Annotated in this window: 17 protein-coding genes; 8 read left to right on the top strand and 9 right to left on the bottom strand. The window is 61.2% G+C overall.

Annotated features, from left to right (window positions below):
- Positions 1-72 precede the first annotated feature (72 nt).
- From pstC to ACGYLX_RS05000, 7 genes are all read left to right on the top strand, one after another.
- On the top strand, positions 73-1,542 hold the full coding sequence (gene pstC / locus ACGYLX_RS05030) for a phosphate ABC transporter permease subunit PstC (protein WP_394448095.1): 1,470 nt from the start codon (positions 73-75) through the stop codon (positions 1,540-1,542).
- Positions 1,539-2,894, top strand: a complete 1,356-nt coding sequence (gene pstA / locus ACGYLX_RS05025) for a phosphate ABC transporter permease PstA (protein WP_394447680.1) — start codon at positions 1,539-1,541, stop codon at positions 2,892-2,894. The genes pstC and pstA overlap by 4 nt, the downstream gene beginning before the upstream one ends.
- A 16-nt stretch (positions 2,895-2,910) precedes the next feature.
- Positions 2,911-3,708, top strand: coding sequence for a phosphate ABC transporter ATP-binding protein PstB (pstB, locus tag ACGYLX_RS05020; RefSeq protein ID WP_067266771.1), 798 nt, complete (start codon positions 2,911-2,913; stop codon positions 3,706-3,708).
- Positions 3,709-3,712: 4 nt separating this feature from the next.
- On the top strand, positions 3,713-4,420 hold the full coding sequence (gene phoU, locus ACGYLX_RS05015) for a phosphate signaling complex protein PhoU (protein WP_067266769.1): 708 nt from the start codon (positions 3,713-3,715) through the stop codon (positions 4,418-4,420).
- Between the two features lie 4 nt (positions 4,421-4,424).
- Positions 4,425-5,114, top strand: coding sequence for a phosphate regulon transcriptional regulator PhoB (phoB, locus tag ACGYLX_RS05010; RefSeq protein ID WP_067266767.1), 690 nt, complete (start codon positions 4,425-4,427; stop codon positions 5,112-5,114).
- A 183-nt stretch (positions 5,115-5,297) separates the two neighbouring features.
- Positions 5,298-5,735 carry a type II 3-dehydroquinate dehydratase gene (gene aroQ, locus ACGYLX_RS05005; RefSeq protein ID WP_394447679.1) on the top strand — a complete coding sequence of 146 codons (438 nt, stop codon included), beginning with the start codon at positions 5,298-5,300 and terminating at the stop codon, positions 5,733-5,735.
- Positions 5,735-6,490 carry a LuxR family transcriptional regulator gene (locus tag ACGYLX_RS05000; protein ID WP_394447678.1) on the top strand — a complete coding sequence of 252 codons (756 nt, stop codon included), beginning with the start codon at positions 5,735-5,737 and terminating at the stop codon, positions 6,488-6,490. The genes aroQ and ACGYLX_RS05000 overlap by 1 nt, the downstream gene beginning before the upstream one ends.
- 308 nt (positions 6,491-6,798) lie before the next feature.
- Here the strand turns inward: ACGYLX_RS05000 and tsf are convergent, their stop codons facing one another.
- From tsf to ACGYLX_RS04975, 5 genes are all read right to left on the bottom strand, one after another.
- The gene (gene tsf / locus ACGYLX_RS04995; RefSeq protein WP_394447676.1) at positions 6,799-7,674 is read right to left on the bottom strand and encodes a translation elongation factor Ts; all 876 of its coding nucleotides are present in this window, start codon (positions 7,672-7,674) and stop codon (positions 6,799-6,801) included.
- Positions 7,675-7,772: 98 nt separating this feature from the next.
- On the bottom strand, positions 7,773-8,648 hold the full coding sequence (rpsB, locus tag ACGYLX_RS04990; protein ID WP_067262080.1) for a 30S ribosomal protein S2: 876 nt from the start codon (positions 8,646-8,648) through the stop codon (positions 7,773-7,775).
- Between the two features lie 155 nt (positions 8,649-8,803).
- Positions 8,804-9,652, bottom strand: coding sequence for a lysophospholipid acyltransferase family protein (locus tag ACGYLX_RS04985; RefSeq protein WP_394447674.1), 849 nt, complete (start codon positions 9,650-9,652; stop codon positions 8,804-8,806).
- Positions 9,649-10,407: a GNAT family N-acetyltransferase gene (locus ACGYLX_RS04980; protein ID WP_394447672.1), complete on the bottom strand. Its 759-nt coding sequence runs from the start codon at positions 10,405-10,407 to the stop codon at positions 9,649-9,651. Before ACGYLX_RS04980 ends, ACGYLX_RS04985 begins: the two co-directional genes overlap by 4 nt.
- Before the next feature lie 148 nt (positions 10,408-10,555).
- Positions 10,556-10,741 (bottom strand): DUF3553 domain-containing protein, encoded by a 186-nt coding sequence (locus ACGYLX_RS04975; RefSeq protein ID WP_067262087.1) that lies wholly within the window; start codon positions 10,739-10,741, stop codon positions 10,556-10,558.
- Between the two features lie 29 nt (positions 10,742-10,770).
- Here ACGYLX_RS04975 and ACGYLX_RS04970 point away from each other — a divergent pair, with 29 nt between their 5' ends.
- Positions 10,771-11,373, top strand: a complete 603-nt coding sequence (locus ACGYLX_RS04970; protein ID WP_394447670.1) for a histidine phosphotransferase family protein — start codon at positions 10,771-10,773, stop codon at positions 11,371-11,373.
- A 3-nt stretch (positions 11,374-11,376) separates the two neighbouring features.
- On the opposite strand, the gene ACGYLX_RS04965 is transcribed toward ACGYLX_RS04970, so the two are convergent.
- Genes ACGYLX_RS04965 through ACGYLX_RS04950 form a run of 4 tightly spaced genes read right to left on the bottom strand, consistent with a single transcriptional unit; the run spans position 11,377 to position 15,366 of the window.
- Positions 11,377-12,642, bottom strand: coding sequence for a glutamate-5-semialdehyde dehydrogenase (locus ACGYLX_RS04965; RefSeq protein ID WP_394447668.1), 1,266 nt, complete (start codon positions 12,640-12,642; stop codon positions 11,377-11,379).
- Between the two features lie 28 nt (positions 12,643-12,670).
- On the bottom strand, positions 12,671-13,777 hold the full coding sequence (proB, locus tag ACGYLX_RS04960) for a glutamate 5-kinase (protein WP_394447666.1): 1,107 nt from the start codon (positions 13,775-13,777) through the stop codon (positions 12,671-12,673).
- Positions 13,765-14,799, bottom strand: a complete 1,035-nt coding sequence (gene obgE, locus ACGYLX_RS04955; RefSeq protein ID WP_394407730.1) for a GTPase ObgE — start codon at positions 14,797-14,799, stop codon at positions 13,765-13,767. The genes proB and obgE overlap by 13 nt, the downstream gene beginning before the upstream one ends.
- 30 nt (positions 14,800-14,829) lie before the next feature.
- Entirely contained in the window at positions 14,830-15,366 is a 537-nt protein-coding gene (locus tag ACGYLX_RS04950) for a GNAT family N-acetyltransferase (protein ID WP_067262104.1), read from the bottom strand.
- Between the last annotated feature and the right edge of the window lie 54 nt (positions 15,367-15,420).

Raw genomic sequence — 15,420 nt, 5'->3', positions numbered from 1 at the left:
GGTGACTGCCCCCGGTTTTTCGCTTTTTGATCCACCGGGGGACATGTGGGACAAATACTGACAACAGGCGCGGTGCTGCCGCTGGTCATCCTGATCGCGGCACTGGCACTGGGCGGGTATTTCCTTGCGCAGCGTCGGGCTTTGGCCTCTGCCCAAGGCGACAGCCGCAAGCTGCATTCGCTGCCAAGCTACTACGGCTACAATGCGGTGATGAGCGTGGCGGTGCCCGCGCTTTTGGTTTTGGGCATCTGGCTGCTGGTCCAGCCGATGCTGGTGCAATCTTCGGTGGTCGATATGATCCCCGCCGAGGCTGTGCCCGAAGGTTCCTCCGTCAATCTGATCATGAGCGATGTGCGTCGTCTGGCCGATGGGCTGGACGCGGCCGTCTCTTCCGGCGCGCTCAGCGCGGCAGATGCGACCGATCTTTCCGCCGCCGATGACCTGCGCGCATGGCTGGGCGAACAGGGCGTTGCCTTGGGCGCCGAGATCAGCCCCGAGGTGCTGCAAGCTGCGCAGGCTTACCGCGAGATGACGGCGACGGGCAATTTCTGGCGCAACATCATCGTGGCGCTGATCGCCTTGGCCGGGCTGGCCATGGTCTACCGCGAAACCGATGCCACCTTCCGCGCCCGCAACCGGGTCGAAGGGGGCGTGAAGGCGCTGCTGATCCTCGCGGCCTCGATGGCGATCCTGACCACCGTGGGCATCGTGCTGTCGATGCTGTTCGAGACGATCAATTTCTTCAACCTGCACCCTTGGACCGACTTCTTCTTCGGCTCTTCCTGGGCACCGAACTTCCGCGGCGACAGTGACCTGTCGATCCTGCCGCTGCTTTGGGGGACGCTATATATCTCGCTCATCGCGCTGCTGGTGGCCGTGCCCATCGGGCTTTTCGCCGCCATTTACCTAAGTGAATATGCAGGCCCCAAGGTGCGGGCCACGGCCAAGCCGCTGCTCGAAATCCTCGCAGGCATCCCGACAATCGTCTACGGCCTTTTCGCACTGCTGACGGTGGGGCCGTTCCTCGTCCAAGTCTTCGGGCGCGGGGAAGAGGGGCTTTTGGGCGTCGATTGGATGTCGGGGGCGACCTCGGTCCTGACCGCGGGGCTGGTCATGGGCATCATGTTGATCCCCTTCGTCTCCTCCCTGTCGGACGACATCATCAACGCGGTGCCGCAATCGCTGCGCGACGGCTCCTTCGGGCTGGGCGCGACCCAGTCCGAAACGATCCGCCAAGTGGTGCTGCCTGCGGCGCTGCCGGGCATCGTGGGCGCCGTGCTACTGGCCGCGAGCCGCGCCATCGGTGAGACCATGATCGTGGTGCTGGGGGCAGGGGCCATCGCCCGCATCTCGGCCAACCCGCTGGAAGCCATGACCACCATCACCACCCGCATCGTCAGCCAGTTGACCGGGGACAGCGATTTCGCCAGCCCCGAGACGCTGGTGGCCTTCGCCCTTGGCCTGACCCTCTTCGTCCTGACCTTGGGCCTGAACGTGCTGGCCCTCTACATCGTGCGCAAATACCGGGAGCAGTACGAATGAGCGATATCCCCAACCCCGCAGCCCCCATCGCAGACCCGCGCGGAGCCTCTCTGCTGGTCCAAGACGGGCGCACCAAACGCCGCAACGCTTCCGAGGGCCGTTTCAAGCTCTATGGCATCATTGCCATCGTCATCGGCCTCTTGATGCTGCTGACGCTGCTCTTCACCATCATCTCCCGCGGGACCGGCGCGTTTCAGCAGACCTATGTGACGCTTTCCGTGCCGTTGCTGGAAGACAAGCTCGACAAGAACGGCAACCGCGATTTGGAAGACATCAAGAAGGTCTCGACCTTCGGATATTCGCCCCTGCTGAAAGCTGCCTTTGAAAACAAGGTCGAAGCGGGCGAGGTTGAGACCGATCTCAAGCCCAAGGCGATGGCAGATATCCTGTCGAAAGACGCCGCCGCTCAATTGCGCAACTACGTCTTGGCCAACCCGGAGCTGATCGGCACGAATGCCGAATTCGAGTTCCTGACCAACAGCCGTGTCGATGGCTACCTCAAGGGCCGCGTGACCCGCGAAAGCATCGCCAATGACAAGAACATCAGCGCCGAGCAGCTTGATCTGGTCGATGCGTTGATCGCCGACGGCAGCATCGAAAAGCGGTTCAACCTCGACTTCATCACTGGTGCCGACGCCTCTGACGCGCGGCCCGAAGCGGCGGGCATGGGCGTGTCGATGCTGGGCTCTTTCGCGATGATGCTGGTGGTGTTGGTGCTGGCGCTGCCCATCGGGGTCGCCGCCTCGATCTACCTCGAAGAATTCGCGCCGAAGAACTGGATCACCGACATCATCGAAGTGAACATCTCGAACCTCGCCGCGGTGCCGTCGATCGTCTTTGGTATCCTTGGCCTTGCGGTCTTCATCAACTACATGCACCTGCCGAACTCGGCCCCGCTGGTCGGTGGTCTGGTGCTGACGCTGATGACCCTGCCGACGATCATCATCTCGACCCGCGCCTCGCTGAAATCCGTGCCCCCGTCGATCCGTGACGCGGCGCTTGGGGTAGGAGCCTCGAAAATGCAATCGGTGTTCCACCATGTGCTGCCCCTCGCCGCACCGGGCATCCTGACGGGGACGATCATCGGGCTTGCCCAAGCCCTTGGCGAAACAGCACCTTTGCTGCTAATCGGCATGGTGGGCTTCATCGCCTCTAACCCGCCGGAGAGCATCGCCGAAGGGCTGATGTCGCCGAACTCCGCCATGCCGGCCCAGATCTATGAATGGGCCAAACGCGCCGACCCGGCCTTCTACGAACGTGCTTGGGGCGGTATCATCATCTTGCTGGTGTTCCTGATCACGATGAATGCCATTGCCGTGCTGCTGCGCCGCCGTTTTGAGCGTCGCTGGTAAACAAAGGACGGGACCCATGAAAGACAACAGATATTCGGAGAGTGACGTGACAACCCAACCCGTCAAGATCGCGGCCCGCAACGTGCAGGTCTACTACGGTGACAGCCACGCCATTCGCGATGTGGACATCGACATCAACGACAAGACAGTAACCGCCTTTATCGGCCCATCGGGCTGCGGTAAATCTACTTTCCTGCGCTGTATCAACAGGATGAACGACACAATTGATGTGGCCCGGGTGACCGGCGACATCCGCATCGATGGCGAAGACATCTATGACAAACGGGTCGACCCGGTGCAGCTGCGCGCCAAAGTGGGTATGGTTTTTCAAAAGCCAAACCCCTTTCCAAAGTCGATCTACGACAACGTGGCCTACGGCCCGCGCATCCACGGGCTGGCCCGCAATAAGGCCGACCTCGACGATATCGTCGAACAGGCGCTGCGCCGTGGCGCGATCTGGAACGAGGTGAAGGACCGTCTGCACGCACCGGGCACCGGCCTTTCGGGCGGCCAACAGCAGCGTCTTTGCATCGCCCGCGCCGTGGCAACCGAACCCGAAGTGCTTTTGATGGACGAACCATGCTCGGCCCTTGACCCCATTGCCACCGCACAAGTCGAGGAATTGATTGACGAATTGCGGCAGAACTACTCCGTCGTGATCGTCACACACTCAATGCAACAGGCCGCGCGGGTGAGCCAGAAAACCGCCTTTTTCCACCTCGGCAACCTCGTGGAATTTGGCGACACCGACGACATCTTCACGCGGCCCCAAGACCCGCGCACCGAAAGCTACATCACCGGCCGTATTGGATAATATCATGTCAGATCAACACATTGCATCAGCATTCGACCGCGATCTGGAAGCCGTTCAGGCGCAGATCCTCAAAATGGGCGGCTTGGTCGAAGACGCCATCCGCCGCGGCGCGCAATCACTCGAAACCCGCGACGAAGAGCTCGCCAATGAGGTGCGGGCAGGGGACAAGGCCATCGACGGGCTGGAAGAGCAGATCAACGAAAGCGCCGCCCGTGTCATTGCGCTGCGGGCGCCCACGGCGATCGACCTGCGTCTGACGCTGAGCGTCATCAAGATTAGCGCCAACCTCGAACGCATTGGCGACTATGCAAAAAACATGGCCAAGCGCACCAGCGTCCTGAACCAGATGGAGCCGGTCAGCGACAGCACCGGCGCGATCCGCCGCATGGCTGGCGCGGTCGAGGCGATGCTGAAAGACGCGCTCGACGCCTATATCCAGCGCGACGCGGATCTTGCACGCGATGTGATTACCCGCGACGAAGATGTCGACCAGATGTATAACGCGCTGTTCCGCGAATTCCTAACCTTCATGATGGAAGACCCGCGCAGCATCACCGCCTGTATGCACTTGCATTTCATCGCCAAAAACGTCGAGCGCATGGGCGACCATGTGACCGCCATCGCCGAACAGGTTGTCTATCTGGTGACCGGTGAGACGCCCGAGGACGACCGGCCCAAGGCCGACCGCACTTCGATCACCGCGAAGGACTGAGGCGATGGACGTCACACGACCCCAGGTTCTATTGGTAGAAGATGAACCCGCGCAACGTGAGGTACTGGCCTATAACCTCGAAGCCGAAGGCTTTGAGGTGCGCCGGGCCGAAGACGGCGAAGAAGCCATGCTTCTGGTCTCAGAGGCCGCGCCGGATTTGGTGATCCTCGATTGGATGATGCCTTTGATGAGCGGCATCGAAGTTTGCCGTCAGCTTAAATCGCGCGAGGCGACGCGGCATATTCCAGTCATCATGCTCTCCGCGCGCTCTGAGGAAGTGGATACCGTGCGGGGGCTCGAAACCGGCGCGGATGACTATGTGATCAAGCCGTACAACCTGCGCGAACTCATGGCCCGTGTGCGCACGCAGTTGCGCCGCACACGTCCCGCAGCCGCAGGCGCGCTGCTGAGCTTTGACGATATCCAGCTCGACCCAGAGCGTCACCGCGTGAGCCGCGCGGGCAACGAGCTCAAACTGGGGCCAACGGAGTATCGGCTGCTGACGACGCTGCTGGAGAAACCCGGGCGCGTGTTCAGCCGCGATCAACTGCTCGACCACGTTTGGGGCCGCGACATCTATGTCGATACGCGCACGGTGGACGTTCATATCGCGCGGCTGCGCAAAGCATTGACGCGCGAAGGTGGCGGAGACCCGATCCGAACCGTGCGCGGTGCGGGTTATGCCTTGGGTTAAACTGTTCAATCCCCTCTCAGGTCTTGTTTTATATACATAATGCTGATTATCAGCTTTACATATCACCACGCCAGCCCTGTTGTTGCGATTTTCTCGCCACAGTAGCACCGCAATGCCACCTGACGCTGGACAGCGCCAGTTTTGCTCCGTTAACACTATCTAGATGATTTAATGCGAGTGATTATGGCGTCTGTACTTATCTTGAACGGCCCGAACCTGAACCTTTTGGGCACGCGACAGCCTGAGGTCTATGGCAAGACCACCTTGGCGGATGTTGAGGCGCTCTGTGTCGAGGAAACCGCGCGGCTGGGTCTGGAGATGGAGTTTGCGCAGTCGAACCACGAAGGCGCGTTGATCGATCTGATCCACGCGGCCCGTGGCCAACATGCTGGTATCATTCTGAATGCCGGCGCCTATACCCATACCTCCATCGCGCTGATGGACGCCATCGCCTCTGTCGAACTGCCGGTGGTCGAAGTGCATCTGAGCAATATTCACGCGCGCGAGAGTTTCCGCCACACATCCTATATCGCGCCTGTGGCCCTTGGACAAATCTGCGGTTTTGGCGTTCATGGCTATGTTCTGGCAATCCAAGCCCTTCAACGTCATATCGTAAGCTGATGATTTTGCGCGACTATCTGCATCAGATCGCGCATAGCCCGACAATCGAAGCACTCTGGGATGCCCATACGCGACAGATGGCTGACTATGGGTTCGACCGGCTGATCTACGGCTTTACGCGCTACCGGACACCGACCTCTTTGGGCGACCCGGCGGATTTCGTGATTTTGAGCAATCAAAGCGCGGAATACCTCAACGGCTACCTGCACAGCGGGCTCTACTTCAATGCGCCGATGCTGCGTTGGGCACTCAACAATGAAGGCGCTTGTAGCTGGGGCACCTTGGCGGAGATCACGCAGCGCGATGGCCTGTCGGAGACCGAAAAACGGGTGATCGACTTCAACGCCAGCATGGATGTGACGGCGGGCTATACGATCAGTTTCCGCTCGATCTCGGCCCGGTCCAAGGGGGCGATTGCGCTAACGGCGCGCCGTGGCCTGTCTCAGGATGAGGTGGATGCGATTTGGAAGAACCATGGCGCTGATATTCAGCTGATGAATGAAATCGCGCATCTGAAGATCCTCTCCCTGCCCTATAGCAGCCCCAACCGCAGCCTCACCCGGCGTCAACTGGAGGTGCTGCAATGGGTCGGAGATGGCAAGACCACGCAGGATATCGCCCTGCTGATGGGCCTGACGGCGCCTACGGTCGAAAAACACCTGCGCCTCGCGCGGGAGGCTTTGTCGGTCGAAACGACGGCTCAGGCGGTGCTGAAAGCGGCCTTTGCCAACCAGATGTTTGTAATGGATCCGTAATATATTAGGGTATGGAATACCTTACTGGCACCTCAGGTAGTAGATGGCCATGGTCCGCCAGTATCGCGGGTGTTCGCACCTGCGGTACGACGGGCCCTAAATCCTTGTAATACCAAGGCGCTTTTTGGCTCGCCGGTCTCAGTCAGGTTTATTTTTCGCCTGGCTGACCGGATCCTTCCCCTGCCCCATCCAGAACCCGCCCTGATGCTTCGAGCCGTCGTTTTAATTGGCGTCGCTATCGGTGATTGCCCACGAAAAAGGGCGGCGCATCGGAATGCACCGCCCCATATCCATCAGGTCGAGAAGGCTTAGCCTTTTGCGGCTTTCGCCACTTCCGCTGCGAAGTCTTCTTTGACGACTTCGATGCCTTCGCCAACTTCCAGACGCACGAAACCGGTGATGGTCGCACCCGCTTCTTCAGCGGCCTTGCCAACAGTCAGGTCAGGGTTCACGACGAAGGACTGGTTCACCAGTGTCACTTCGGACATGTACTTCTGCATGCGGCCAGTGATCATTTTTTCGATCACGGCTTCGGGCTTGCCGCTTTCGCGGGCGATGTCCATCTGAACCTGCTTTTCCTTCTCGACCACGGCCGGGTCCAGATCAGCTTCGGAGAGCGACGCGGGGTTCACAGCGGCGATGTGCATCGCGATCTGCTTGCCCAGTTCCTCGTTGCCACCGGTCATGGCAACCAGAACGCCGATTTTGCCCATGCCGGGTGCGGCGGCGTTGTGGACGTAGGAGACGACAGTCTCGCCTTCGATGCTCTGCATGCGGCGCAGAGACATGTTCTCGCCGATTTTGGCGATGGCGTCTGTCAGGGTGGTTTCAACGGTTTTGCCGTCGATCTCAGCCGCTTTTAGCGCTTCGACATCGTCCACTTTCAGCGCGGCATCGGCGATGCTGCTGACCATGGATTGGAATTCGGCGTTCTTGCCGACGAAGTCGGTTTCGGAGTTCACTTCAACGGCGACACCGCGACCGCCCTCAACCTTAACGGCCACGAGACCTTCGGCAGCGGTACGGCCGGATTTCTTCGCCGCTTTGGCCAGACCTTTGGTGCGCAGCCAGTCGACAGCGGCTTCCATGTCGCCGTCGTTTTCTGTCAGTGCCTTCTTGGCGTCCATCATGCCTGCGCCGGTGCTGTCGCGCAGTTCCTTGACCATGGATGCTGTGATTGCCATCTCTTGGTTCTCCTTTGGAAATCGGGTGCAGGCCCAAGGCCCGCCTCTGGTGGAAATCGGGGCAGGTTACCCTGCCCCGTGTTTCAGGTCCGTGACGCTTAGCCTTCGGCTTTGGCGACGGTCTCTTTCTTGGATTCGATGTCCAGCGGCGCGTCTTTGCCCATGGCATCGTCGTGCAGAGTCTCTTCGGACGCGTTGCCGATTTCGACGCCGGTGCTTTCTTCGCTCACGGCTTCTTCCTCGGGGGCTTCTTCCATGGCGCCCAGATCAACGCCTGCCGCACCCAGCTGAGCCGACATGCCGTCGAGAGCAGCGCGCGATGCCAGATCACAGTAGAGCGCGATGGCGCGGGCCGCGTCGTCGTTGCCGGGGATGATGTAATCAACACCGTCGGGCGAGCAGTTGGTATCAACCACGGCCACAACCGGGATGCCCAGCTTGTTGGCTTCTGCGATGGCCAGCGACTCTTTCTTCACGTCGATGACGAAGAGCAGGTCAGGACGGCCGCCCATTTCGCGGATACCACCCAGCGACGCTTCAAGCTTCGCTTGGTCGCGTTCCATGCCAAGACGCTCTTTCTTGGTCAGGCCTTCGAAGCCACGCTCGGACTGTTCGTCGATGTTTTTCAGACGGTTGATCGACTGCGAAACGGTCTGCCAGTTGGTCAGCGTACCGCCGAGCCAACGGTGGTTCATGTAATACTGTGCGCATTTCTCTGCGGCGTCGGCGATCGGCTGTGCAGCCTGACGCTTGGTGCCGACGAAGAGAACGCTGCCGCCCTTGGCGACGGTGTCACGGATCACTTTCAGCGCTTCGTCCAGCATGGGGACGGTCTGTGTGAGGTCCATGATGTGGATGCCGTTGCGCGCGCCGTAGATATACGGGCCCATGCGGGGGTTCCAGCGCTGTGTCTGGTGACCAAAGTGTACGCCTGCTTCGAGCAGTTGGCGCATGGAGAACTCAGGAAGAGCCATGTCTTTATACCTTTCCGGTTTAGCCTCATCGGGGGTATGACAGCCTCATGCTGCCAACCGGCGGACGATCTGGGATTTCTCCCCAAAAGGCCCAACCCCGACTGCGGGTTCAAGTGGGGCGCATATAGGCCAGCGCGCGGCGCAGCGCAAGGGGCTTATTGCAGGCCCGACCCGCCATTAGCACCTGTCTGGGCATGCCCCGCGCGCACGATCGCTTCGCAGCGTTGCGCCAGCGCCTTGCGCCCGGTGAATTCCGCCACCGGCACCGGCGGATGATAGAGCACCTCGACCGCGCCCTGCCGAGCCGCGGCCAGCGTCGTTAGCAGATGCGCGCCAAAGGACATATCCCCCCACCAGCCATAGAACCGCGGATCTTCACCCTGCGGCGCGTGGTAGACCACGCTGACCGGCTGCACCGCGATCTCGTCCTGCAAGGAAGGGTCAAAGAAGGCCTCGAACAGCGTGGTCTTGAAGGGGAGCACTTGTAGCCCGTCGGTGCTGGTCCCCTCGGGGAAAAACAGCAGCTTATGCCCGGCCAAGAGGCGGGTCCGAAAAACTTCCGTCTGGTTGCGCGCCTCGGCCCGGTCGCGGCGAATAAAGACGGTGCCCGTCGCCCGCGCCAGCCAGCCGATGCCGGGCCAGCCCGCTACCTCGGATTTGGAGACGAAATAGATCCGTTTGGCCGCGTTCAGCGCGAAAATATCAAGCCATGAGGTATGGTTGGCCACCACCGCGCCGCGCCCTTCCATCGGGGTGCCGCGGCGGATAAAGCGCATGCCCAGCACCCAGAACGACGCGCGGCATACCATCTGCGTGATATGGGGGGTGATGGGCCGATGCAGGCCAAAAATCGGCCGCTCGATCAAGCGCAGCAGCAGCAAGACCAGTAACCCGCCGAAAACCAAAATAGCCAAGACCGCGCCGCGGAGCATGACGCGCAGCATCCCTGCAAGCGTCAAACGCCGCTCTGGCGGCGGCTGGTCACTGTCCCAAGTCGTGCTCATGCAGCGCTCCCGTTATAGAACCGCATCTGCCGCGCGCTCATCTGTTTCGTATCAAGGATCAAGCAAACATCCGTGGTGTTGAAGGCGCGGTCGATATAGGCCCCCTCGCCCACGGTGCCGCCCAGCCGAAGGTAGGCTTTGATCAGGCTCGGCACCGCCAGCATGGCCTTGCGCCGGTCCAACTCGGGCTCAGGAATCAGGTCCATGGGCGCGTAATCACGCGCGCGGACCCGCAGTTCGGGCGGCGCCAAATGCCGATGGTGCAAAAGCGAAAGCGGCTCTGCCAGAGCCGCGGTGTCGGTGCCGTGAAAGCTCGCCACGCCGAAAAGAACCTCGATCTCATGTTCGGCAACATAGCCTGCAAGCGCGGCCCAAAGGTGGTGCATCGCCGTGCCACCGCGATAGGCGGGGTCAAGGCAAGAGCGCCCCAATTCCAACAGCTTACGCCCCGACTGGACAAGCGGCGCCAGATCATATTCCGCCGCCGAATAGAAGCCCCCTGCCCGTGCGGCCATATCGCTCCGCATCACCCGGTAGACGCCCGCCAATTTACCGCTGCGCCGGTCGGTCAAAAGCAGATGGTCAAAGTAGGGATCGAACCGGTCCCGCTCCAAGCCGGTGGCATGATCGACCATCGGCCCACCGCCGCCCAACTCGCGCACGAAAACGTCGTACCGCAGCCGCTGTGCCGCCTGCACATCGGCCTCCGTCTGCGCCAATCTGACCTGAAAATCTGCTGCTACGCCCCGTGGCATCGGCCAATCCTATGCCCGAAATGAAAGTCTCTGCCTGATAGGCAATCGGCTGCGCGGGCGCAACAGTTGCGGGGAAAGCGGAAATCGGTTACTCTCCCTATGGTTGCTTGAAGAAAATTTCCTTCCACCATTAAGGATTTGGAAAGGGTCATCCCTCATCAAAGACCGGCATTAATTCCAAACGAAAGCTGTCTATGACCACTTTGCCTTGGTCACGAAAGTTGACCGTCACTTTGCCGCCGATATTGCTTTGCACCTGTCCCGTGCCCCATTCGGGATGCTGCGGATGCATCACCAACATGCCCGGCGTCAGCAGCGCGTTCAGATCATCCATACCATTTCCAATCATTCCGAGGGGCCACTATGGGCCAGCTTAACATTGACCTGCCCACCCTGATCGGCAGCCGCATTTGCCACGACTTGATATCGCCAATCGGGGCCATCAACAACGGGCTTGAACTGCTTCAGATGGCGGGCACCGGGGCCGCCCCGGGGCCTGAGCTTGCCTTGATCGGTCAAAGCGTCGAAAGCGCTTCGGCCCGGATCCGCTTTTTCCGCATCGCCTTTGGGGCCGCGGGCGATCAGACCATGGGCCAGAACGAGGTGACTTCGATCCTACGTGATCTCTATGCCGCCTCGCGGGTTGAGGTTGATTGGCAGATCACAAGCCCCCAATCGCGCAACTGCGTGCGGATGGCCTTCCTCGCGCTGCTCTGTATCGAAACGGCCCTGCACCACGGCGGCCGGATCACCATCGCCGAAGAGGCAGGCCATTGGTCCCTACTGGCCGAGGCTGACAAAATCGCGATAGACCCTGAACTTTGGGCGCTGCTGACACAGCCCGGGCCGGACCAGCCGCTACAGCCTGCGCAGGTTCAATTCGCTCTATTGCCAATTCTGGCCGAAGCACAGGCGAAAGAAATCACGCTCGACAGCAGCGATACGGCACTGACCCTGTCTTTCTGACGGTCAGCCGCGCACGGTCCCCTCGCCACGCACGAGGTATTTGAAACTCGTCAACTGCGCCGCGCCAACGGGGCCGCGGGCGTGAAGTTTACCCGTGGCGATGCCGATCTCTGCGCCCATGCCGAACTCTCCCCCATCCGCAAATTGGGTCGAGGCATTGTGCATCAGGATCGCCGAATCCAGCCCGTTAAAGAACGCCGCGGCGGTCTCCGCATTCTCGGTCAGGATGCAATCGGTATGCCCCGATCCATACTCGCGAATATGCGATATCGCAGCGTCCAGATCGGGGACGACCCGCGCCGCGACGATCATATCGAGGTATTCTCGCCCCCAATCCGCATCGCTGGCCGGGACCGTGCCGGGGACATCCTGCAAGGCCGTATCGGCGCGCACTTCGACGCCCGCGTCGATCAGCGCCCGGATCACGCCATTGCCAATGGTCTTGGCGACGTCCTCATGGATCAAAAGACATTCCGCCGCGCCGCAAATGCCCGTCCGCCGTGTCTTGGCGTTCAGCACGACCTTCAAGGCTTTTTCGGGGTCCGCCTCGGCGTCGATATAGATGTGCACGATGCCTTCCAGATGGGCAAAGACCGGCACCCGCGCCTCACGCTGGACCAAGCCGACAAGCCCCTTGCCGCCGCGCGGCACGATCACGTCGATGGTATCGGTCATCGTCAGCATCTCACGCACCGCCGCCCGGTCGCGCGTCGGCACCAATTGCACCGCGTCTTCCGGCATGCCTGCATCCCGCAACCCCTGTTGCAGGCAGGCGTGAATGGCGCGCGATGAATGAAAGCTTTCCGATCCGCCGCGCAGGATCACCGCATTGCCCGCTTTGAGACAAAGCGCGCCCGCATCCGCCGTCACATTAGGGCGCGATTCATAGATCACGCCGATCACGCCAAGCGGCGTGCGCACGCGCTGGATGTTAAGGCCCGAGGGCTGGTCCCATTCAGCGATCACCTCGCCCACCGGATCGAGCTGTTCCGCGACCGACCGCAGCCCGTCGACCATGCCGCGAATGCGCTCTTCGTTCAGCATCAGCCGGTCCATCATGGCATCCGACAGCCCCTTGTCGCGGCCAAAGGCGAGGTCTTGCTCATTGGCGGCAATGATCTCGGCCCGGTTTTTCCAGACCGCATCAGCAGCGCTGATCAGGGCGGCGTGTTTGCGCTCGGCTGTGGCGGTTGCCAGTTGCGCTGCCGCTGCACGGGCGCGGGCGCCGATATCGGCCATCAGCTCAGAGATATTCTCGATTTCGTTCATAGCCTTATGCCCCTATCTTCACCTTCGCCTAAAGCGCCATATCGTCCCGATGGATCAAAGCCGCCCGCCCGGGATAACCCAAAAGCGCCTCGATCTCCGCGCTCTTGTGGCCTTTGATCTGCCCGATCTCCCCCGCCGAATAGCGGCTGAGACCATGGCCCACCGCATGACCGGCGGGGTCATACATGGCGATGCTATCGCCCCGTTCAAAACGCCCCTCAACGGCGGTCACCCCGGCCGGCAAGAGGGATGTGCCCCGCGCCAATGCCGCCACGGCTCCGGCGTCCAAGGTCACCGCCCCGCGCGGCTTCATCGCGGCAATCCAGCGCTTGCGCGCGGCCTGTGGATCGCTCTGCGCGCTGAACCAAGTGGCATTCGCACCACCTTCGAGCGCGGTGAGCGGGCGCATGACGAACCCATCGGTGATCGCCATCGCACAGCCCGCCGTTGTCGCCGTGCGGGCGGCCATCAGCTTGGTTTTCATGCCACCTTTGGACAGGCCCGACCCGGCATCACCGGCCATCGCCTCAATCTCGGGCGTGATGCTATCGATCACATCATAGCGTTTCGCGGTCGGGTCCTGTGAGGGGTTGGCACTGTAGAACCCATCCACATCGGAGAGCAAAATCAACTGATCCGCCCCCACCGTCACCGCAATCTGCGCGGCGAGCCGGTCATTGTCGCCAAAGCGGATTTCATCGGTCGCGATCGTGTCATTTTCATTCACGATGGGCACGACGCCGAGCGAGAGCAGCTGCTCCAAGGTCGCGCGGCTGTTGAGGTAGCGCCGGCGGTTGGCGCTGTCTTCCAACGTTACCAGCACCTGCGCCGTGGTGATCCCATGGGGGGCCAGCACCTCTTCATAGGCCCGGGCAAGGCGGATTTGCCCCACCGCCGCGGCGGCCTGCGCCTGTTCCAGCGCCAAGACGGTCGGCGGAAGGCCCAGAACACCCCGGCCAAGCGCGATGGAGCCCGAGGATACCAGCACAACATCGCAGCCTAAGCCCTTGAGCCACAAGACATCTTGCGCCAATCCAGTCAGCCAGTCCCGGCGCAGATTGCCGCTATCGCGGTCTACCAGAAGGGCGGAGCCGATCTTGATGACGACGCGGCGGGCGGTGCTTAGGGTTGCCAAGGTGTCTCTTCCTCGGTGCTGCGGAAACGCAGGCGGTCTTCGTCGATATTCTGGCGCAGGGTGCGCAATACTTCCGTCACGCCTTCGCCAGCCACACTGGACATCATCATCACGTTTCCGCCGGAAGCTTTTTCCAGTTCTTTCAAACGGCTTGCGCGCTCTTCCTCATCCAATGCATCAACTTTATTCAACACAGTGACACGCGGCTTTTCTGCCAGATCGCCGCCATAGGCTTCCAGCTCTCCAATGATGGTGTGGTAATCCTCCGCCACGGTTTCGGAGGTGCCATCGATGAGGTGCAACAACACCGCGCAACGCTCGACGTGGCCAAGGAAAAGATCGCCCAGACCCCGCCCTTCGGAGGCGCCTTCGATGAGGCCGGGAATGTCCGCCACGACGAATTCAGTGTTATCGACACCGACCACGCCAAGGTTTGGGTGCAACGTGGTGAATGGGTAATCGGCAATCTTGGGCCGCGCGTTCGACGTGCTCGCAAGGAAGGTCGACTTGCCCGCGTTCGGCAGGCCAAGCAAGCCGACGTCGGCGATCAGCTTGAGCCGCAGCCAAAGCGTCCTCTCCACCCCTTCCTGCCCGGGGTTCGAGCGGCGGGGGGCCTGGTTGGTCGCGGATTTGAAATGCAGGTTGCCCCAGCCGCCATTACCGCCGCGCGCGAGCTGCACGCGCTGGCCAAGCTCAGTCAGGTCGGCGATGACGGTCTCCTGATCCTCATCAAGGATCTCCGTGCCCACGGGCACCCGCAGGATGATATCCTCACCGTCCTTACCGGTGCGCTGCTTGCCCATGCCGGGCTGGCCGTTCTTGGCAAAGAAGTGTTGCTGATAGCGAAAGTCGATCAGCGTGTTCAGCCCATCGACCGCCTCGGCCCAGACCGAGCCGCCGGTACCGCCATCGCCGCCATCCGGGCCACCATATTCGATGTATTTCTCACGCCGGAACGACACACAGCCGCCGCCCCCGGCGCCGGATCGGATGTAGACTTTGCACAGATCGAGAAACTTCATGGTCTTGCCTTTCAGGCACGGGAAACGGAGCTACAGCTTGCGGCTATAGGTCCATGTGGGTACGGCAGCATCGCGGGCCAAGCAATAGGTTTCCGCGTCGCCGAGATAGACAAAACCCGCATTGGTCAGCACCTTGGCCGACGCCGGGTTGTCATGGAAAACAGAGGCAAAAAGCGCGTCATTGCCCAAGGGGTTGGCGTTTACCAAAGCCTGCACCGCGTCAGAGGCAAGATGCGTGTTCCAGAACGCCGGTGCCACCCAATAGCCGATTTCGGATTGGTTGCGATCCAGCCGGGTTAGGGAGATCACGCCCATCACTTCGGAACTATCCGCGCGGGTACCGTCCATGACCCAGACGTCTTCTTCACGGTCATCGGACATGGCGCGGGTGACATAGGCCTCGACACTGCCGGGCGGCAGCGGATGCGGGATCGAGGATGTGGCATTGGCGACCCGCGGGTCGCTGGCATACATCTCAATCATGCCCATGTCGGACCGGCGCACCGGGCGCAGGTCAAACCGCTCTGTCTCAATAAGGGGTTGGTTCACAATCGCTTCCAACTGCATCGTCATGTTCCTCCTCCGAACAGACTGGATTGGGGGCCTTTGGCCAGACGGGCC

It is taken from the genome of Sulfitobacter sp. 1A13496, assembly GCF_043557225.1.
Lineage (GTDB): Bacteria > Pseudomonadota > Alphaproteobacteria > Rhodobacterales > Rhodobacteraceae > Sulfitobacter > Sulfitobacter faviae.
The sequence above is the reverse complement of the archived record's forward strand: the minus strand, read 5'-3'. Positions and strand labels throughout refer to the sequence as shown.